This window comes from Methylophilus sp. QUAN (genome assembly GCF_015354445.1).
Lineage (GTDB): Bacteria > Pseudomonadota > Gammaproteobacteria > Burkholderiales > Methylophilaceae > Methylophilus.
Map to the genome: position 1 here is coordinate 1,375,184 of NZ_JADKYT010000001.1, position 19,281 is coordinate 1,394,464.

The 19,281-nt window shown below is 50.7% G+C and carries 25 protein-coding genes; 20 read left to right on the top strand and 5 right to left on the bottom strand.

What is annotated here, in order from left to right; genetic code table 11:
• The first annotated feature begins 11 nt into the window (after window positions 1–11).
• From INP79_RS06785 to INP79_RS06795, 3 genes are all read left to right on the top strand, one after another.
• The gene (locus INP79_RS06785; protein ID WP_194753449.1) at window positions 12–938 is read left to right on the top strand and encodes a rhodanese-related sulfurtransferase; all 927 of its coding nucleotides are present in this window, start codon (window positions 12–14) and stop codon (window positions 936–938) included.
• 131 nt (window positions 939–1,069) lie between these two features.
• Window positions 1,070–3,253 (top strand): bifunctional diguanylate cyclase/phosphodiesterase, encoded by a 2,184-nt coding sequence (locus INP79_RS06790; RefSeq protein WP_194753450.1) that lies wholly within the window; start codon window positions 1,070–1,072, stop codon window positions 3,251–3,253.
• A 77-nt stretch (window positions 3,254–3,330) separates the two neighbouring features.
• Window positions 3,331–3,852, top strand: coding sequence for an HPP family protein (locus INP79_RS06795; RefSeq protein ID WP_194753451.1), 522 nt, complete (start codon window positions 3,331–3,333; stop codon window positions 3,850–3,852).
• Here INP79_RS06795 and INP79_RS06800 read toward each other — a convergent pair.
• Window positions 3,849–4,829, bottom strand: coding sequence for an integron integrase (locus INP79_RS06800; RefSeq protein ID WP_194753452.1), 981 nt, complete (start codon window positions 4,827–4,829; stop codon window positions 3,849–3,851). The two genes, INP79_RS06795 and INP79_RS06800, sit on opposite strands and share 4 nt — an antisense overlap.
• A 150-nt stretch (window positions 4,830–4,979) precedes the next feature.
• On the opposite strand from INP79_RS06800, the gene INP79_RS06805 reads away from it, so the two are divergent.
• The 16 genes from INP79_RS06805 to INP79_RS06880 all read left to right on the top strand — a co-directional run bounded on the left by INP79_RS06805 (window position 4,980) and on the right by INP79_RS06880 (window position 13,755).
• The gene (locus tag INP79_RS06805) at window positions 4,980–5,600 is read left to right on the top strand and encodes a hypothetical protein (RefSeq protein WP_194753453.1); all 621 of its coding nucleotides are present in this window, start codon (window positions 4,980–4,982) and stop codon (window positions 5,598–5,600) included.
• Between the two features lie 51 nt (window positions 5,601–5,651).
• Window positions 5,652–6,068, top strand: coding sequence for an SRPBCC family protein (locus tag INP79_RS06810; protein WP_228519745.1), 417 nt, complete (start codon window positions 5,652–5,654; stop codon window positions 6,066–6,068).
• A 105-nt stretch (window positions 6,069–6,173) separates the two neighbouring features.
• On the top strand, window positions 6,174–6,494 hold the full coding sequence (sugE, locus tag INP79_RS06815; RefSeq protein WP_194753455.1) for a quaternary ammonium compound efflux SMR transporter SugE: 321 nt from the start codon (window positions 6,174–6,176) through the stop codon (window positions 6,492–6,494).
• An 85-nt stretch (window positions 6,495–6,579) separates the two neighbouring features.
• The gene (locus INP79_RS06820; RefSeq protein WP_194753456.1) at window positions 6,580–7,101 is read left to right on the top strand and encodes a GNAT family N-acetyltransferase; all 522 of its coding nucleotides are present in this window, start codon (window positions 6,580–6,582) and stop codon (window positions 7,099–7,101) included.
• Window positions 7,094–7,450: a hypothetical protein gene (locus INP79_RS06825; protein ID WP_194753457.1), complete on the top strand. Its 357-nt coding sequence runs from the start codon at window positions 7,094–7,096 to the stop codon at window positions 7,448–7,450. Before INP79_RS06820 ends, INP79_RS06825 begins: the two co-directional genes overlap by 8 nt.
• Before the next feature lie 9 nt (window positions 7,451–7,459).
• Window positions 7,460–7,885: a VOC family protein gene (locus INP79_RS06830; protein WP_194753458.1), complete on the top strand. Its 426-nt coding sequence runs from the start codon at window positions 7,460–7,462 to the stop codon at window positions 7,883–7,885.
• Window positions 7,886–7,948: 63 nt separating this feature from the next.
• A complete protein-coding gene (locus INP79_RS06835) occupies window positions 7,949–8,320 on the top strand; it encodes a VOC family protein (RefSeq protein ID WP_228519746.1) in 372 nt (123 codons plus the stop codon).
• A 225-nt stretch (window positions 8,321–8,545) separates the two neighbouring features.
• On the top strand, window positions 8,546–9,235 hold the full coding sequence (gene aqpZ, locus INP79_RS06840; protein WP_194753459.1) for an aquaporin Z: 690 nt from the start codon (window positions 8,546–8,548) through the stop codon (window positions 9,233–9,235).
• Between the two features lie 123 nt (window positions 9,236–9,358).
• Complete coding sequence (locus INP79_RS06845; protein WP_194753460.1) at window positions 9,359–9,787, top strand: EamA family transporter; 429 nt, start codon at window positions 9,359–9,361, stop codon at window positions 9,785–9,787.
• Between the two features lie 168 nt (window positions 9,788–9,955).
• Window positions 9,956–10,588, top strand: a complete 633-nt coding sequence (locus INP79_RS06850) for a hypothetical protein (protein ID WP_194753461.1) — start codon at window positions 9,956–9,958, stop codon at window positions 10,586–10,588.
• Window positions 10,589–10,659: 71 nt separating this feature from the next.
• Window positions 10,660–10,878 carry a hypothetical protein gene (locus tag INP79_RS06855; RefSeq protein ID WP_228519747.1) on the top strand — a complete coding sequence of 73 codons (219 nt, stop codon included), beginning with the start codon at window positions 10,660–10,662 and terminating at the stop codon, window positions 10,876–10,878.
• A 193-nt stretch (window positions 10,879–11,071) separates the two neighbouring features.
• A complete protein-coding gene (locus INP79_RS06860) occupies window positions 11,072–12,271 on the top strand; it encodes a PQQ-dependent sugar dehydrogenase (RefSeq protein WP_194753463.1) in 1,200 nt (399 codons plus the stop codon).
• A gap of 107 nt (window positions 12,272–12,378) precedes the next feature.
• On the top strand, window positions 12,379–12,684 hold the full coding sequence (locus INP79_RS06865) for a hypothetical protein (RefSeq protein ID WP_194753464.1): 306 nt from the start codon (window positions 12,379–12,381) through the stop codon (window positions 12,682–12,684).
• Between the two features lie 6 nt (window positions 12,685–12,690).
• Entirely contained in the window at window positions 12,691–13,077 is a 387-nt protein-coding gene (locus INP79_RS06870; RefSeq protein ID WP_194753465.1) for a hypothetical protein, read from the top strand.
• A gap of 34 nt (window positions 13,078–13,111) precedes the next feature.
• Complete coding sequence (locus INP79_RS06875) at window positions 13,112–13,444, top strand: YnfA family protein (protein ID WP_370583244.1); 333 nt, start codon at window positions 13,112–13,114, stop codon at window positions 13,442–13,444.
• Window positions 13,441–13,755 (top strand): MliC family protein, encoded by a 315-nt coding sequence (locus INP79_RS06880; RefSeq protein ID WP_228519748.1) that lies wholly within the window; start codon window positions 13,441–13,443, stop codon window positions 13,753–13,755. The genes INP79_RS06875 and INP79_RS06880 overlap by 4 nt, the downstream gene beginning before the upstream one ends.
• Window positions 13,756–13,789: 34 nt before the next feature.
• Here the strand turns inward: INP79_RS06880 and INP79_RS06885 are convergent, their stop codons facing one another.
• From INP79_RS06885 to INP79_RS06895, 3 genes are all read right to left on the bottom strand, one after another.
• Window positions 13,790–16,210 carry a TonB-dependent receptor gene (locus tag INP79_RS06885; RefSeq protein ID WP_194753467.1) on the bottom strand — a complete coding sequence of 807 codons (2,421 nt, stop codon included), beginning with the start codon at window positions 16,208–16,210 and terminating at the stop codon, window positions 13,790–13,792.
• Window positions 16,211–16,287: 77 nt separating this feature from the next.
• Entirely contained in the window at window positions 16,288–17,316 is a 1,029-nt protein-coding gene (locus tag INP79_RS06890; protein ID WP_228519749.1) for a FecR domain-containing protein, read from the bottom strand.
• Between the two features lie 18 nt (window positions 17,317–17,334).
• Complete coding sequence (locus INP79_RS06895; RefSeq protein ID WP_194753468.1) at window positions 17,335–17,847, bottom strand: sigma-70 family RNA polymerase sigma factor; 513 nt, start codon at window positions 17,845–17,847, stop codon at window positions 17,335–17,337.
• A 115-nt stretch (window positions 17,848–17,962) separates the two neighbouring features.
• Here INP79_RS06895 and INP79_RS06900 point away from each other — a divergent pair, with 115 nt between their 5' ends.
• The gene (locus INP79_RS06900; RefSeq protein ID WP_228519750.1) at window positions 17,963–18,373 is read left to right on the top strand and encodes a hypothetical protein; all 411 of its coding nucleotides are present in this window, start codon (window positions 17,963–17,965) and stop codon (window positions 18,371–18,373) included.
• A gap of 41 nt (window positions 18,374–18,414) precedes the next feature.
• Here INP79_RS06900 and INP79_RS06905 read toward each other — a convergent pair whose 3' ends face one another.
• Entirely contained in the window at window positions 18,415–19,248 is an 834-nt protein-coding gene (locus INP79_RS06905; protein ID WP_194741836.1) for an outer membrane protein assembly factor BamD, read from the bottom strand.
• Window positions 19,249–19,281 lie beyond the last annotated feature (33 nt).

Here is a 19,281-nt window from a genome sequence, read left to right on the forward strand (position 1 = left end):
CCCATTGTCACATGAGCCAATTCCTCACTGCCGCCCTCTACAAATTTGTCACGCTGGATGACTACAAAGACCTGCAACAACCGATTTTAGAGGCTTGCCAGAAGCTGCATATCAAAGGCACCTTGTTGCTGGCAAATGAAGGCATTAACGGTACCATTGCCGGTGCGCCGGACGATATCCGCGCCATTCTGGCACATTTGCGCCAGGATCCACGCCTGGCTGACCTGGAACATAAAGAGTCCTGGGCTGACAGCCATCCGTTTTACCGCATGAAGGTCAAGCTGAAAAAAGAAATCGTCACCATGGGCGTGCCCGAGGTAGACCCGAATCTGGTGGTTGGCACTTATGTGAAACCAGAGGACTGGAATGCGATTATTTCTGATCCCGATGTGATTGTGCTCGACACGCGCAACGATTACGAAGTGCATATTGGTACGTTTAAAAATGCAGTAGACCCGAAAACGACCACCTTCCGTGAGTTTCCCAAATACGTGGCAGATAATCTGGATAAAACCAAGCACAAAAAAGTGGCCATGTTCTGCACCGGTGGCATCCGCTGTGAAAAAGCCTCTTCTTATATGAAGCAACAGGGCTTTGAAGAGGTCTACCACTTGCAAGGCGGTATCCTCAAATATCTGGAAACCATTCCTAAAGAACAAAGCCTGTGGGAGGGCGATTGCTTTGTGTTTGACCAGCGTGTGGCTGTTAAACACGGCCTGGAGGTCGGTGACCATGACCAGTGCTATGCCTGCCGTATGCCGCTGACACAGGCAGAAATGCAGAGCGAACAATACGAAGCAGGTATTTCTTGCCCTTACTGCTTTGATAAATTATCCGCAGACAAAAAAGAGTCGCTACGCGAACGCCAGAAACAGGTCAAACTGGCGAGGTTACGTGGCCAAAGCCATATTGGCGATGCACAAAAACATCACGACTAAGCTCACGCCGCGATATTCGCGGCGGCTTTTTTTGTAAGGTACTATTTAAAATAATTATATTTATGCTAAATTAAGGCGCTACATTAGACCATCAAGACATCAGTCAAAAGCTCTCAGATAAGGAGATTGTGATGAAGTGCCCTGCCATCCTGGCCAATGAACAATCAAGGTTGCAAGCCTTGTATGACCATGGTTTAAATAGTGAAGGGTTGGTGAAAAGCCTGGACCCCGTGGTCCAGATTGCTGCCCGTATGTTTGATATGCCGGTGGCTGCCGTCAATATGATAGGCAGTGACCATGTCTTTTTTGCCGCAGTCACCGGTGTCGGTGAAGTCGATATGCGGCGTGATGTCTCTTTTTGTGCCCATGCCATTAACCAGGTGGAAGTGATGGTGGTACCTGATGCCAGGCAGGATGAGCGCTTTCATGATAATCCGCTGGTCACTGGCGAGGCGCAATTGCGGTTTTATGCCGGCGTCCGTTTACTCTCGCCCGATGGCCTGGCGCTAGGGGCCTTATGTGTGGTGGATAGTCGGCCGCGTTTTGACTTTTCTCCTGATGATCAACGTCGCTTGCAGGAACTGGCACAGATGGTCTCAGACCGGCTGGAGCTCAAGCGCATTGAAACCCAGACCAATCGCTCCCGCCCTGATTTTGCCTCTTATGCCGGGCATTCTTCTACACCTGTGGTCTGGTTTAATGACCACGGCCAGATCACGGCCTGGAACACGGCTGCCGCACAATCTCATGGTTATAGCCTGGCTGAAGGTATTGGGCAGCCGGTTGAAATGCTGCTGGTCGAACGTGACCGCGCAGCGTTTCGCGACATGGTCTCGCGTGCAGTAACGGCCGGGTCCCTTGATGACTTGGATATGTCTTTTGAAGCACGCGGTTTACGTAAAGGCGGCGGTGAGTTTCAACTGGGCTTCTCGCTGTTTGGCTGGAAAGCCGATGGTGAAATGCGCTTTGAGGTCATCCTGAAAGATATTACTGCACAGCGATTGGCCGAGCCTGAAACGGATCAGCAGAACACGGTGGATCCATTGACTGGCCTGGCGAACCGCGCCAGGTATTATCGCGTCGTCGAAGACGCGATTGTTGCCAATATCCCGATTGCAGTACTCATGATTGACCTGGATAGCTTTAAAGATATCAATGACACCTTGGGTCATGCCTGCGGCGATAACCTTCTTAAGGAAATGGCTCGCCGCCTGAGCGAGATGGTGGGTGCAGCAGGCGTGGTGGCACGCATAGGTGGCGACGAATTTGCGATTGTGTTACTGGATGTCGCCAGCCCTGAGTACGCGCTAGCGCTTGCAGAGCAGGCCATTAACCTGATTGCACAGCCGATCGTGATGCATGAAGACGAAGTGCGTGTGATTGCCAGTTGCGGCGTGGCGCTGGCACCTGTGCATGCACACGAAACCCTGGAATTGGTCAGTGATGCTGACCTGGCCTTATTTAAAGCCAAAGCCATGGGGCGAGGGCGTGCCTGTGTGTTCAGCCCAGTATTGCGCCTGGAGGCCGTCGCCAGGCGATTGTATGCCATGGAACTGTATCGCGCAGTGAATGAAGGAGAATTCCTGCTCTATTACCAGCCCCAAGTGAACCTGACGACCGGCACGGTGACGGGCGCTGAGGCATTGATCCGCTGGCGTCACCCCAAGCGGGGCATCCTGGCCCCGATTTCGTTTTTACCCGCGCTTGAAAATGGCACGCTAGCTGCCACCGTTGGCGCCTGGGTGCTGGATGAGGCCTGTGCGCAAGTGGCTTATTGGCGCAGGCATACAGGCGCTGAGTTGCGTATCGGCGTCAACCTGTTTGGTGCGCAGTTCCAGGCGGGGGATTTATATGCCGAGGTGGTCTCCACGCTGGTGAGGCATGGTCTGCCGCCTTCTGCGCTAGAGCTAGAAGTGACAGAAAATATTGCCCTTGATGGCGATGAGGTGGTGCTGAATATTCTGCACCGGCTGAAAGCCTATGGCGTTGGCATTGCGTTTGATGATTTTGGTACCGGATACGCATCGCTCAGCCTGCTCAAAACCTATCCACTGACGCGTATTAAAATTGACCGCAGCTTTGTGCAAGGCATGCTGGAGCAAAAGAAAGACGATTCCGTGGTCAGCGCGACGCTGGACATTGCGCATGCATTCGACCTGCAAGCGATTGCTGAAGGCATAGAGACCCAGCCGCAATATGAATATTTGCGCGCCAAACGCTGTGAAGAAGGGCAGGGCGAGTTATTCGGTAAGCCTATGCCCGCAGATCAGTTTGCGCAGCTGATCGGGCTTAACCAATATTCATCGGCGGCTTAACCTATCCTTGCAGGGCAGGCTCTCTTTCTGGCAACATTGCGGACGAGTAGTCCACGACAACATCTCAGGGAGAGAACATGAAGCTGTTAGATAAACTTGCTGGTGAGCACGCGGCATTGCCGCCAAAGTTCACTGCCAAAGCCATCCTCATGGCTGGGTTGGGCGGCATGATTGCCATCAGTATTGCCGCGCTGATGAGTGCACGGCTAGATCAGTTGCTGGTGCTGGGGTCATTTGGCGCGTCATGCGTCATTTTGTTTGCTTACCCGGATGCACCGTTTGCCCAGCCACGCAATGTGATTGGCGGCCACTTTTTAAGTTCGTTGATCGGTCTGCTGGTCGTGTCTCAACTGGGCGTTGGTTGGTGGGCGCTAGGGATTGCGGTAGGCCTTGCGATTGCGGCCATGATGTTCACCCGGACCGTGCATCCTCCCGCAGGCTCCAATCCAGTCATTGTCTGGTTGATTGCCAGCCAGGGTGCCATTAGCTGGCAGTTTTTGTGGTTTCCCACCCTGTTTGGTGCCATTGTCATCACCGTTGTTGCGCTGATATATAACAACCTCACGCGTGAGGGGAGCTATCCAAAATACTGGTTTTAAGTCACATCTAGCGGGCTACTCACGGCCCGTCCGCCCTTGTTAAGCACATGCGTGTAAATCATGGTAGTTGAGACATCTGCATGTCCAAGTAGTGCTTGCACTGTACGAATATCATAGCCGCCCTCCAGTAAATGCGTCGCAAAACTATGGCGCAAGGTGTTGGGCGACACCTCCTTCTTAATGCCAGCCTGCGTAGCCACTTTTTTCACTGCACGCTGTATCGGCTTTTCATCGGCGTGATGGCGGTGCACAGCGCCGGACTGCTGCTCGACCGACAACCTGCTTGATGGAAACACATACTGCCACGCCCAATTCTTGCCTGCATCCGGATATTTTTTTGCCAGGCCTGCTGGCATCCACGCCTCACCAAAGCCTTTAGCTAAATCGGCTGCATGCAAAGCCGCGACTGATTGTAAATGCGCTTTTAAAGGATTCACCATACTGGCAGGCAGTATCGTGATGCGGTTTTTGTGACCTTGCGCATCGCGTACAAAAATTTCCAGCTTGGCAAAATCAATATCTGCCACCCGTAAACGCAAGCACTCCATCACCCGCAAACCGCTGCCATACAGCAAACTCACCAATAACCACATATTGCCATCCAGCCGCGAAAGTATCGCCTGTACTTCTTGTGTGCTTAGCACCACCGGCAATTGCTTTTTTGCCACCACTTTGGTGACATTTTCAAGCGTTGGCAATGTTTGCCCCAGCACCTCGTCATACAAAAACAGCAACGCACTTTTCGCCTGGCTTTGCGTGCTGGCCGCCACCTGCTTATCAATCGCCAAATGGCTTAAAAATGCGGCCACTTCAATCGCACCCATGTCACGTGGGTGCCGCTTGTCATGGAACAGGATATAGCGTTTAATCCACGCTATATAAGACGCCTCAGTGCGCAGGCTGTAATGCAGGCGGTGCAGCCGCTCGGTGATAGAGGGAAATAACTTTGGCGACGATTGAGAAGGTGAATTATCCATAAGCTCTCCTTATTTAAGGTGCTCTAAAAAAGACTTACTCTATGGATTAATAATAAAAAATATTTTCTATTGAATTATAGAGGTAAGGTTAAATAAAATCGAAATTTTTTGTTGGATACTTATTTCTAACCATTTTGGAATACACGGCGCATGAGCACATTCGAAAAAGATTTTTTAAGTAATTATTTAAGATTCGGCTTGGGCTCCATGCCCAAAGCGGATATAGATGCGCTGGTGATGCACTTGCTTGATACCTATGGTTTGGATGGCTCCCCCTTGGTAATTTATAGCAACCAAACGGTGAGTGAACGGCTTAAAACACCTGTGGCTAAAGTGAAAAAACTCCGATACGACGCGGCCTTGAAGTTTGGCGGGCGTATTGAAGACCAGGCCCAGGGCCGGTTGCTTGCGGCACTCAGTAAAGCTAGCCTGGAGCCGGAAGGGGAGAAAATATGCCTGATTATTGAAGACTCGCTGGCCAAGAACTGGCTACAAGGACAACTTAAAATACATCAGCATATTTTTGATTATTCATTTAACACTGAAATTGTGAAGGTCAGTGCGGCCGGCCTGTTTGAAGTGCTTTCAGCTGTGTTCGATCCAGCAGAGATCGAAGTCTTTAAAAAAGGCTACGATGAGGCCAAAAAGAAAAAAACTGATAAAGAAAGACTGGAAACATTCAAAGGGGTGGCTAAAAAGTTTGCCGAAGGTGCTGCCAAAACGGCAGGGGAAGGCGTCGTGAAGGTATTAAGAGCACATATCGGCTTATAAGAGGATCCTTTCAGGAAGGAGAGGGTACTGATGATTAGTGAAGATCGAATAATGCGTACGTCTAGGCTGTTGCCCTATTCACCAGCGGCGGTTTACCGTGCTTTTGCGATGCCAGAACTGCTTGCGAAATGGTGGGGCCCGGAAGGGTTTACGAATACCTTTGAAGTGTTCGAGTTTAAGCCGGGTGGTCAGTGGCGATTTGTGATGCATGGCCCGGATGGTAAGCGTTATCCGAATGAAAGTGTGTTTGCTGCGCTTGAGCCGAATAGCAAGATCGTGATTGAGCATGTTTGTGCGCCATTATTTACACTGACTGTGAAGCTGACTGCCGTCGTCAATGGCACGGAGGTGAGTTGGGCGCAAGTGTTTGCGGATGTGGAGACTGCCGAAGCTGTTAGGCATATTGTCGTGCCAGCCAATGAACAAAATCTGGATAGATTGACGCGCGTGCTCAGCAAGCTAGCCTAAGCGCACTTCGCCTATGCCGTTTGAGGTGATATGCTTCGCATGGCGTGGGGACGACCTCACTGCTTTCTTCAAGTGGGGACGGCCCTATGTCATTGTGAGGTGTTTATGAACTGGGTCATTCTCGTGGTTGCAGGATTGTTTGAAATTGGCTGGGCAGTGGGGCTGAAGTACACCGAAGGGTTTACGCGTGTATGGCCGACGGTGGGCACGGTGCTTTCTATGTTGATTAGCCTTGGTTTACTCGGGGTGGCGATGAAGTCGCTGCCTATGGGCACGGCTTATGCAATTTGGGTAGGCGTGGGCGCGGTTGGTACAGTGATCCTTGGCATTGTGCTGTTAGGTGAGTCGGCACATCCTTTACGGCTGATCAGCCTGGCGTTCATTGTGGCCGGCATTATCGGCTTGAAGTTTGCGACGCCTGCGTAAGCTTTATTGAAGGGGGACGTGATACGGCTCCCTGTGATTCAAAAATAACCAGCGCACATGCGCTGGTGTTGTTTGGGAGAGCCACTTGCAGTTTGTTGCTTGCAATCATGAGGCGCATGCGCAGCAAATCCTCGATATTTTCAATGATGCGATTCTGTATTCAACGGCGCTGTATGATTACAAACCTCGTGTGTTCGATGCCATGCTGCCGTGGTTTGAGGCCAAAGCCATCAACGGGTTTCCGGTGATTGGTGCAGTCAATGATGAGGGTGTGCTGCTGGGATTTGCCAGTTATGGGTCGTTTCGTGCCTGGCCTGCGTATAAATATACGGTAGAGCATTCAGTCTATGTGCATCAAGCGCACAGAGGGCAGGGCGTCGGGCTGGCACTGATGCAGCAGTTGATGGCAGCAGCTAGGGATAATCAGGTGCACGTGATGGTCGGCGGTATTGATGTAGAAAATGCGGGCAGTATTGCGCTACACGAACGGCTAGGCTTCACCCATGCTGGTACGATCAGGCAAGCCGGGTTCAAATTTGGCCGCTGGCTGGATTTGGGTTTTTACCAATATATCCTCGACACACCGGAGCATCCTGTTGATGGTTAACCGTTTAAGCATTTATTCACTTGTATTGCTGTGTTTTTGCAGCGCAGCGAGTGCAGGCAATGCCTTGCCCAAGGACGTGACGCTGTTTGTGGAACAGCGCGAGGCCTGTGACCATTGGCGTGGAGAATATGGCTACGATGAAGACAGGCAGGCCGATATTGATCAGGCTGTCTGCCAGTCTTGTGTAGGAACGGATGACAAGCTTGCCAAACTCAAGCGCAAATACCAGGGCAGAAAAGAGATTCTGAATAAGTTGGATGCGTTTGAAGCGGATATCGAGCCTGAGGATACTTCGCAAACGGCTGCATTTTGCCAAAAAGTGAGTCGTCAGCATGCGCCCAAGCAGTAGGGGCTGGCAATGAAGCCGTACATCAGTGTCATTACACTGGGCGTAGATGACTTAGAGCGGTCATTATGCTTTTATCGTGATGGGCTGGGTTTTGAAACCGAGGGCATTATCGGCCAGGAGTTTGAGTATGGCACTGTGGTGTTTATCCAGCTCGCTGCTGGTTTGAAGCTGGCGCTATGGCCGCGTAAGAGCATGAGCCATGATACCGGTTTGGCGTTGGGACCCGCCAGTGCAACCGAGTTTACGCTGGGGCATAATGTGTTGTCAGCGCAAGAGGTCGATCATGTGATGGCGCACGCGGTCTCGGCAGGCGCCAACATACTTAAACCCGCACACGAGACATTCTGGGGTGGATATGCGGGTTACTTCCAGGATCCGGATGGCCATGTGTGGGAGGTGGTCTGGAACCCGGCCTGGGGTGTTGAGGTGGCATAATTTGTTCAAAGTAGAATTCGTTTACACTAGCGAGCTAATCATCAAAAAGATTCGGGAAACCACATGATGTCTAATCTGACCGTCACAGAAATCAAAGCCTTTGTTCCTTCCAAAAATTTTGAGCTTTCCAAGCAGTTTTATAAAGATATGGGCTTTACCATGGCGTCAGAGGGCGGCGGTGTGGCTTATTTTCATTATGCGCATGTGAGCTTTTTGTTGCAGGATTTTTGTGCGGATAACCTGGCCGAGAATTTTATGATGCATTTGCTGGTGCAGGATGTCGACGCCTGGTGGGACAAAATCCAGGAAAGCGGCATTATTCAGACCTATGGCGTCAAAGTATGGCCAATTCAGTTGCAAAGCTGGGGTATGCGTGATTTTTGTATTGCCGACCCATCAGGGGTGTTGTGGCGCATTGGGCAAAATGTGGATTGATTATTAACCATATGATGGTTAATGGGATTTTTAAAGGCCGGCAATTGCCGGCCTTTTTAATTTTTAGCATGCGTGATGCATCTTTTGTTGTATTTAAATAGGGTGTTTAATATTTTTTAACATATTGCATTGCTAGCGGCGATAGTTTGCTATATTGAGCGTTCAGCGTGCTGTGCTTGGACGCGTTGAGCAAACCATCGGCTATTTAAAAAAGGAGAGGGCGCAATGAAAAAATATGTCGCAGAGTTTTTCGGCACATTCTGGTTGGTGATAGGGGGCTGTGGCAGTGCGGTGCTGGCCGCCGCTTTTCCGGATGTCGGTATTGGCTTGCTCGGGGTATCCCTCGCGTTTGGTTTAACTGTGTTGACCATGGCCTTTGCCATCGGCCACATTTCTGGTTGCCACCTCAACCCGGCCGTGTCTATCGGGCTATGGGCGGGTGGCCGTTTTCAGGCCAAAGAATTGCTGCCGTATATTGTTTCGCAGGTATTGGGCGCGATTGTGGCCGGTGGCGTATTGTATGTGATTGCTAGCGGTAAAGCGGGCTTCGATGTGAGCGCGGGTTTTGCCTCAAATGGCTATGATGCGCATTCACCAGGAGGCTACAGCCTGCAGGCAGCGTTTGTGAGCGAAGTGGTGATGACCATGATGTTCCTGATTGTGATTATGGGTGCCACTGATAAGCGTGCACCACAAGGCTTTGCGCCGATTGCGATTGGCTTGTGTTTAACCTTGATCCACCTGATTTCTATCCCGGTCACCAATACCTCGGTAAACCCTGCGCGCAGCACGGGTGTCGCGGTGTTTGTCGATGGCTGGGCAATTTCGCAGCTCTGGCTGTTCTGGCTGGCACCTATTGTGGGGGCAGTGTTAGGTGCGGTGATTTACCGCTTTATCGGTAGCGACGACAAATAATTGCCTTAAGTAAAAAAAGACTGGCTGCGGCCGGTCTTTTTTATTTCTACGTAAGCGTCATTTCTTTAACGCGATTGGGCGCGCTTGTTATACTGAGATCTCACACGATTGGGAGTTGCATTTATGGTGAGCCAATGGTTGTTCTGGGCACTGCTGTCAGCCTGTTTTGCCGCATTGACGGCCATTTTTGCCAAGATCGGCATTCAGGGCATAGATTCTGATTTTGCCACCTTGATTCGCACAGTGCTCATTACGCTGGTGCTGGCTCCGTTCGTCTGGCTGGCAGGCAAGTGGAGCAATCCCTTCGCACTGCCCAGCCGTTCACTCGTTTTTCTCGGCTTATCCGCCCTGGCGACCGGTGGTTCGTGGATTTGCTACTTTCGTGCCTTACAGCTCGGTGAGGCCTCCAAAGTGGCGCCGGTCGATAAGCTCAGCCTGGTGCTGGTTGCGGTGTTTGCCTGCCTGTTTTTAGGCGAGCGCTTAAATGCGCGTGAGTGGCTGGGCCTAACACTGGTGGCGGTGGGTGTGCTGGTGCTGGCGATCAAGCGTTAAGGATATCTGGCATAGCTCAAACTGGCTATTGCAAAGCTGGGTGATTCATTTATAAACAGGGATGGCTATTTCAAACCTTGTGGCCCCGACAGGGGCTTTTTTTATGACATCGCTGAGCTTACTCGCAGTAAGAAAGTGATATGTGTTCGCAGACCAGAAAGAGTAAGAATGACGAATCAGCGTCGATTATTAGGCTATCTGCTAGTTGTGCCAATGCTGGTAGCTGCTTGTTGCAGTACTGTTCCTAGCACGATTACCCAAGTGCCTGTTGTGAAGCCTCAATCAGCTTCGCGTGCTGCTTTGCACGTGATAGGGGTTTACCAGGGGCAATTGCCGGAAGCGGCTGATAAGCGACCATGGTGGGCACAATGCCAGGTGATAAGTGAGTCAGCAGATAAACCAGAGCCTTCAACCGTGAGTGCGTGTCGGACATTATTGAGCCCTGGCAGAGATCAGCGCACAGTGACCGTGAATATCAGTGATGAGACAACACCAGTTATTTTAGGCCTGATGTCTTATGAAGCCGTCACCTGGCAGATTAAAACCACGCCTGGCGTGGTGATAGAGAAAGTCATTCTTGCCGGCTATCATCAACAGCGCATCCAGGGGGTCGGCGATGCGCAGGTTGACGTGTATAGTTATGACAATAGCCCTTGTGATCGTTGCGTGCAAAAAGGGCGCTACTTTTATGCTTATGAGCGCGTGCCGTTCGAAATGGAAGTCGCTGCTGGCGTGAGGGCCACTTCATTTCAAGGTAATTACACCGGCGGTAGTTACCAGATATTTAAAGGCATGCAGTAATCCTTGCGGGCAGGGATTGAATCGTTCGGTTGCATTAAAGGTATTTTATTGTTGGATGTTTGGAGTCTGAGTTGTTACGTGGTTTGATTTATGGATTGAGCATTTTGCACCTGGGGCCAGGTTTTGCGTTTGCAGTGGTGGCTTTTGGCTGTGAGGATACATTTTCTTTCTTGCAAGCAGTTTGCCAGCAGGATGCCTTTGCAGCGTTTATCAAGTTGACATTAGCCGCCTGGGGCGTGATGATTTCTGCTTTGTTATTAAAAATTTTAGTGACAAATTACATTAATTAAAATAGATAAATTATTGATTTTAATTGTTTTAAATTCACTTTTTTAAGGCTGTATAAACTTTTTTGGGATGGGGGACTCGAAAAGAAGCTAGCTAACGGAGAGTCTTGTTTTGCATTATTCTAATCAGCGATGTTCAATCGCGACCTCTGCCCTTAGGGCATTCAGTGTTGTTGTCTTGTGTCTCAGTTGTGTCATGCCAGTTATCGCGCTGGCCGGTGACGATGTTGTCCCCAGGTTATTGCTATCTGGCAGCGAAGCGGCTGAGGCTGACAAAGAAGCTAATAAAGCACCTGAGCCACCCAGAATCAGCTCGGTGTTTGGTACGCAAACCCTCAAGGAATACAAATTACCCTTTGAAGATCAGTATCCGTCCGGCCCTTTTGAGAGGCTGGATAAGAAACTATTTCTGTTTATCAGTAAGTGTGGCGAGGTATTTTTTGTGCGCCAGAACGACACTATGGAGTTGGTGAAACCTGGCAAACCCTTGGCCAAGTTTATCCCTGGTGGCGAAACCTCGGCTGACGAAAGCAGCAGCAAGCAGTTGGTGTATTGCCGGGAGTTGTCTGGCGTGAAAGATTCTTTGCTGGTGGGCAAAACCCTGTATGTGGCTTATACCGCCTGGGATGAGGCAAGCAATGGCGTGCGGCTGGCTGTGAGTGAGTTTGAGGTTGATATCGAGAATAGTGAAGTCAGTTTTGACCGCGAGATTTATATCAGCCGTCCGGCCATTAAAGAGCCGATTTTAGGCCACCAGGTGGGTGGCAAATTGGCGCTAGGGGAGAATGAGCGTACGCTGTACCTCAGCCTGGGGGATTTCTCCAAGCCAGACCGTGTGCAGGACAAAACGACCTCCTTAGGCAAAGTGGTTCGCATTGATTTGCAGCGCCTGAATGCTGAAGTCTATGCTTCCGGTTTCCGCTCGCCTTCAGGCGGCTTGTATTTTGATCGTGAAAGCAATGAGCTATGGCTCACTGATCATGGCCCCCGTGGCGGTGATGAAATTAACCTAATCAAACGTGGTAAGAATTATGGCTGGCCGATTGTCAGTTATGGCACCATCTACGAGCGCGACGGCATGAGCGGCTATTACGGCAACAAATTCAATAGCCATGAAGGCTACGAAAAACCGGCGATGACCTTTGTGCCTTCGATCGGTATCGGCCCGCTGGTGAAATATCCCTCTACTGGCCGTAACGATTTCTGGGATAACGATCTGTTTGTTGCTGGCATGGGCAATACCACCTTGTACCGCGTGCGCAAAGAGGGAACATCGCTGGTCTATGCCGAGCCAGTCTTGAGTGGCTATCGCATACGTGCGATCCAGATCGACCAGAACGGTACTTTCTACCTCAAAACCGACCATAATCAACTGCTGATTTCAGAACAGGAGTAATCTGCAAGCGTTTGTTCTTGTTGGCCTTGCTTGCCCGCGAAGACAATCTGACATACATTGTCAGGCAGGTAATTTCCCACGTTTGTTGAATCAAAGGAGCGGCTGGCATGGCAAAGTTTACGACCGGGCAGGAAATCAGGACCAATACCTCGACCATTGAAGTCACTATTGATGCGTCGAACCCCTTACCGCCTGGCAGGCATCGTTTTCAGCTGATTGTAGAAGATGATGCTGGTAATCAGTCTGACCCGGCGACGGTGGATGTGATTGTGGTAGATCAATCCAAACCGACCGCGGTGATTGATGCGCCCACGTCGGTCGCAACCGGGACTTCATTTACCTTGTCTGGTGCGCGTTCATTTGATTTGCCGCCGGGTAAAATAAAAAACTATCGTTGGGTACAACTTTCTTGAGTCATTATGCGCATTAACCTGTCCATCACCCTGACCGCCCTGGCCGGGGCATTAGCCGCCATTGGTTTTGAGATCTATGCCGCCAGTGGCTTGCAGTTTCTCAGCTACCGTACTGGGTTGCTGATGACATTATGGACAGTGATGCCCTATGTGATTATGTTCGCAGGCCGCTATTTCTTTGATCGCAATGACATCCAGAAACGATGGCGCAATTTCAGTCTCTTCCAGGTATGTGTGGTGGCGTGGATTTATATGCAAACGCTGGTCATGTATCCTGATGCGCAGGGAAGCCTGATTTTTCTGTTTCTTCCCTTGTTGCAGTCCAGCCTGAATCTGGTGGTTGGGGTGGTGTTATACGTTCTGCAATATCGTCTAAAGCAGAAGCATTCATGAAACCTGTCTTGTTTGCCAGTTGTCTGGAAAAGGAATTCTTTTGCTGAAAACCCTGTTTTTATTTGCGTTGACCGCGGTGGCTGAAATTGTCGGCTGCTACCTGCCTTATCTATGGCTTAAAACTGGTAAAAGTGCCTGGCTATTAGTACCTGCCGCGCTCAGCCTGGCGTTGTTCGCCTGGCTGCTGACTTTGCACCCGACGGCGGCTGGCCGTGTCTATGCGGCTTATGGCGGTGTCTATATCGGCGTTGCCATCATCTGGTTATGGCTGGTAGATGGCATTAAACCGACCGGCTGGGATATGCTGGGAGTGGTAGTGGCCATGTTGGGCATGGCCATTATTATGTGTGCACCGAGGCCAGCATGAGTGGGACGATGGTCGTTGGTATCAATGCGTGTTTGGGCTTAATGCTTGCAGGTTGTGCCGCCAAGCCGCCACTGGTAAGCCCTGAGGCCGTGGTGTTTGATTGCCAGAATGGGGAAGTCTTGCGCGTACGCTTTGTGGCCGAACCTGCCAGCGCGGTGCTGATGCGTGCACAAAGTGAAGTTAGCTTGCCGCAGCAGCCTAGTGGCTCTGGATTTATCTACAGCAACGGGCCGAATACCATCCGTGGTAAGGGTAGTGCATTGACGGTGGAAATCGGCCGCATGCTGCCCATCCAGTGCCAGGCGAGATGATGTAAAGGCCTGCCAGGCAGGCCTTTGTGTGGCATTAAAAGTCTATCGTTGCTGAAAGTAGCGCGGTGCGTGGTGCGCCCATGGTGATAAAACTGCGTGATACCGAGTTCCAGTAGTTTTTATCAGCCAGGTTCATCACATTGGCGCGCAGGGTGACTTTGTTGCCAGAGATATGTGTGACATAACGTGCCCCGGCATCAAATGTGGTCCAGCCTGGGATGCTTTGTGTATTACCTGCATTTGCCTGTGCTTCGCTAAAGCCAGAAATGCGGCCAGTCAGCGAGAGACCAGGCACGGCAAAAATATCATATTCACCGTTAATCACCACATTGACTTTCGGCACGCCAATCGCATCTTTGCCGTTGTTGATACCGTCTTGTGTCTTTGTTTGTTCGGCATCAATGAAAGTGACGCCGCCAAGCAGGCGTAATCCACTCAAGGGCTGGCCAAACGTTGAAAGCTCCAGGCCGCGGTTGCGTTGCTCGCCGTCATCGACCAAACGGTTGGATGTGGTATATGTATTAGGCTGTGTAATTTGAAAAACGGCAGCGGTGACACCAAAGGTGCCTGCATTGTATTTGACGCCAATCTCATGTTGCTTGGCGACAAATGGCGGCAATTGTTCGTCATGATTGACCGCTGTGCTGGGTGCAATGGCGCCTTGAGATAAACCCTCGCTGTAATTGCCATACAAAGAGTAATTGCCGAGTTTAATCAGCAGCGCGCTCGTTGGTGTGACTTTGCTTTCATCATAAGCGTCTTTTTTTACACCGTTGTTAAAAATCCCGCTGTAAAGTGTTTGCTGACGCGCACCCAAGGTGAGCAACACATTGTCTTGCACAAAACCAAAGGTGTTGATGAGGCCAATGCTGTTTAGTTGCAAGTCGCCGTTTTGTGGAATCACGCCAAAGTTAACGGTAGGTTTGGGCAGGTTAGGGTTTTGATAGATGTTGCCGGTATATGGTGCCGTCGCATGTGCTACAGCACCGCCAGCGATACGGTTAAAGTCGTTGTAGACAAGCGCATAATTGTTGCTGACACTGCCCAGTTGCTTAAAGCCACGCAAACCGACCTCGTAGGTGTCAACCTCATACCAGCCCCGATAACCACCGGCACGTGCGGTGAAGTCGCCCGCACTGTTGATGATGCGGCGCCCTTGTGAGCCCGCATAAAAATATTCTTCATTGCCTTTGGCTTGTCCGTAGTTAATATAAGCGGTCAGGGCGGGCGTGAATTCGTATTCGAATTTTGTCATCCAATAATGTGAGTCGCCTTTAAAGAACTCCCAGTCGTTGACAAAGTTTTTATCATTTTGTGGGGCACGCGGTAACGCAAAACCCGTGTCATAAGTAATATTGGCTGAATAGCCCCGGGTTAAACGATCCTGGCTTGCCAGGTCGAAGCTGGCGGTGAGTTTTTCACCGCGATAATCCACTGCCAGCGAGCCAATATGCATGCGGTCTGACTGGCGGCTAATCGGGGTATCGCCATCACGTGCCAGCACATTCAGGCGTACGCCCCAGGCATTGTCTTCGCCAAACCGTCTTCCCAAATCTAAATGTCCGCCAAACTGGCTGTCTGAAATGTAACTGGCGGTGAAACGATTAAGCGGCGTGTCGCCAGCGCGTTTTGAGACCAGGTTGATATTGCCACCCGTGACGCCAAATGGGCTGCTGCCATTGAGCATGGAGGCTGGGCCTTTTAATACATCGACCCGTTCATAAAAATCAGGCGCAATACGGCGCAGGTCGGTCATGCCATATAAGCCATTGATGCCAACCTGGTTAGTAAATAAAGGGAACCCGCGAATATGGTAGGTTTCACTGTCACCATATTCCGCCATCGCGCTGCGGGTAGAAGGATCTGCAGCAATAATATCAGCCAGGCGTCTTGCTTGTTGGTCAAGCACGAATTCTTCAGTGTAGCTTTGTGTGCTAAACGGCGTTTCAAAAATATCCACATTACCCAGAATACCCATGCGGCTGGCTTTTGCAACCTGGCCGCCTGCAAATGGCTGGGGCAAGGCGTTCGTTGTACGTGAACGGCTTGCGCTGACACTGACTTCGGGTAAGGTGTCGGTATGTGCCGCGATTGGCCTTGGCACAATAATAATGGCGCCATTCGTGGGTTTGGCTTCTAAAGCGGTATCTTTCAGTAATAATTGTAACGCTTGCTCACGCGTTAACAGTTGTTTGATGGCAGGCACTGTTTTGCCTTTGACCTGGTTTGCATCAAAAGTCAGGGTGATTGCTGATTGTTTTGCCAACGCATTGAGAGCATCTTCCAGTTTGCCAGCCGGTAATTTGAAGTCAAAGACCTGATGTTCTTCGGCAGAGGCTGTGTTGGAATAGACGGTCGTGAAGCCACCGCTCACGCTGGCAATGAATGCCGCATAGAATGCAGTTGAAATATGCTTGCGCAGCGATGGTTTGTGTTGATGTGATTGCCTGGGCATTGCGTTAAACCTCTGTGTAAATGAGAGAAATAACCCTATGCCGAACAACTGGGCAAAAACCCGCAGATTTATTTCAATTATTTTTTCTTGATCAGTAATTGCTCGTGCTGCCGGGTAATGCGAATCGGCAAAGTGTGGCTGAGCGTTTGTAAGGCATGCTTGGCTGGATCATCACGATTGAGCTGGAATACGCCAGAAACGGTCAGGTTGCCGGTATCGTCTTCATAGCTGAGAGGCAGCGGCTGGTAGCGCGCGAGTTCGGACATCAAGCTCTCCAGACGCATTTGTTTGGCGATAACCACACCCTCTACCCAGGCTATCGGGTCAGAATGCTGTGTCCCGGTTTTGACCGGGGCAGCCGCAACTCCTTGCATGCGGTAGGTGTCGCTAGCATATGCGCGAACTTCTGGCTGCTGGGCAACACGAATCGCCACCACGCCCTCGGCCACATGTAATTGAGTGGTGTTTGCGTGCTGGTAAACCGAAAAGCGGGTGCCTATGGCTTCAAACTTCGCCTGTGCCGTATCGACCCAGAAACGACGACGTCCAAACCATGCGTCTGTATCGTGGCCAGTGATGAGATAGATTTCACCGTGATTGAGCACAATTTCACGTTTCAACAACGAATAGCGCACATCGACACTGGAGTTAGTATTCAGTACGAGTTGTGTACCATCTGCCAGTGTAAACTCCGCGCGCTGACCCATGTGCGTGGAGTAGTGTAGTGGCGTTTGCCATGGCGAAACTTGCTGGATCAGTAAGGCGCTGCCAAGCAGCGTGACCACACAGATCGCCAGTGCTTTGACTTTGGACTTGCGCTGCTTGTCTGTGCGGGTTTGTGCATCGGCAAGCGCAATGGTATTGGCTACTAACTGTTTGGAGTGCGCTGGAATAGCCATAAAATCCTGTTCCATGGCATGCAGTGCTTGCCAGGCGCGCTCATGCATAGGATCAAGGTCTCGCCATGCCTGAAAGCGCTGCTGGTCAGCATCGCTGGCGGTGCCTGAGTTTAACTTGACTGACCAGGTGATCAACTCATCCATGATGTCAGGGGGGATATGGCTAGGTTCAGTCATTGGGCGAACGTTGAGTGTGGACATGGACATGATTTAATTGCTGGTGTTTTAAACGCGTGGCACGGTCAATATATGGCGTAGTGCCTCCGCCATGTAAGTTTCCAAAGTACGCAAGGAGACTCCAAGTCGCACTGCAATTTCAGGATAAGTCAGTCCCTCTAGCCTCGATAGCAGGAAAGCGTTGCGCACATTCGGTTTTAATCCACGGAATAATTGGTCTATCTGTAGCAAAATTTCAAGAATAGCAAGATGCTCTTCGGGAGAGGGCGCCAGCGACGCTGGTAAATGCCTGATTGCATCCAGGTAGGCTTGCTCTAAGGCGCTTTTACGAAATTGATCCACCATCAGTCCATGTGCCATGGTTGTTAAAAAGGCACGTGGCTCCTGGATATGTGTCAGTGTGGCGGGCTTGGCAACGAGCTTCAGGAACGTATCATGGGCCAGGTCATTCGCATGATGGATGCAACCCAGGCGTCGTTTTAACCAGTTGACCAGCCAGGCGTGGTGCGTGTGATAAAACGTACGTAGTTCTTGTTGGGGAGGTGCATCCGCTGCGGACATGAGGGGTTGTTTTATGTAATGATAATTATTCTCATATGATATGCATGGTGAGTGCGGCTGTCAACCAAGTGTAGGTTGTAGTTAGCCTGTATGATGGCAACTTGTGATGATACGCATGCTCGTTTTTTTGTGGACACTGCCAACGACCTTGATCGGCTTGGCAGCCGCTTTGCTCTGGATAGCATTGGGGGCTAAGGCACGCATACGCCATGGGGTGGTCGAGGTGCATGGTGGCTGGCTGGCAAAGCGTATGTTACATAATGGCGGATTTGCCGCAATGGCCCTGGGGCATGTGATTATCGGTTGTTCGTCTGGTGTCCTGGACCAACTGCGTACGCACGAGCATGTGCATGTAAAACAGGCTGAACGCTGGGGAGTCCTGTTTATCCCCGCTTATTTGCTGGCAGGGTTGTGGCAGTTATTGTGTGGACGACATGCGTATTATGACAATCCGTTTGAGCGAGAGGCGTTTGCCGCTGAGGCGCAGCCAGTGAAGGCGTGTGAGGCTCACCAACAGAGGCAATAAAAAACGCCAGCGATGCTGGCGTTTTTGTTGGAATGCTAGGCTTAGTACAGGCTTTCCCAGAACTTCCACCAGACCTTTTCATCTTCATTGATCTTGCCGGTAATCATTGGGTTTTCAGGGTAGTTGGTTTTCAGGATGCGCAATGTATCGGCTTTCAGGTCAGCCATATCCATGGCGTCGTAGGCGCTGATCATCGTGACTAATGCATCCTCAACAGAACTGGAGTTCGGGTAAGTTTCCAACACGTATCTGGTGCGGTTAAGGGCTGCGACATAGGCTTTACGTTGCATGTAGTAACGCGCAACGTGCATTTCGTGCATGGCCAGCGTATTGACCAGGTACACCATGCGTTGGGTCGAGTCTTTGGCATAACGGCTGGTAGGAAAACGCTCAACTAACTCTTTGAATGCGTTAAATGACACGCGCAAAGTTTTCGGGTCGCGGTCGTTGATTTCCTGTTTGGTGTATTTCTCCATAATGCCACGCTCGTTAAATGTCGCCAGGCCTTTGAGGTAGTAGGCGTAATCGAGGTTAGGGTGGTTAGGATGCAGCTTGATAAAACGGTCAACGGCGGATAAACACAACACCGGTTCAGTTTTTTTATAGTAGGCATAAGCCACTTCCAACTGCGCCTGCGTGGCATAAGCACCATGCGGATAACGCGCTTCAAGCTTCTGGAAATACTCAATCGCCTTGTCGTAGTTCTTGTCGGCCATCTTTTCCTGACCAGCAGCGTAAAGGCGTTGTTCTGCCCAGCCTTTGGTCTCATCCGGTGGATTCGGGTTGCCGAAAATGGCACAAGCACTCAAAGCCAGCGCGGTGATTAAAATAAAAGCACGCGTGAACAGGGTGTTAAGCGGTAAAATGCGAAGCATGTTGTTTAATGTTGTTTTATCAAAGGAAACTCA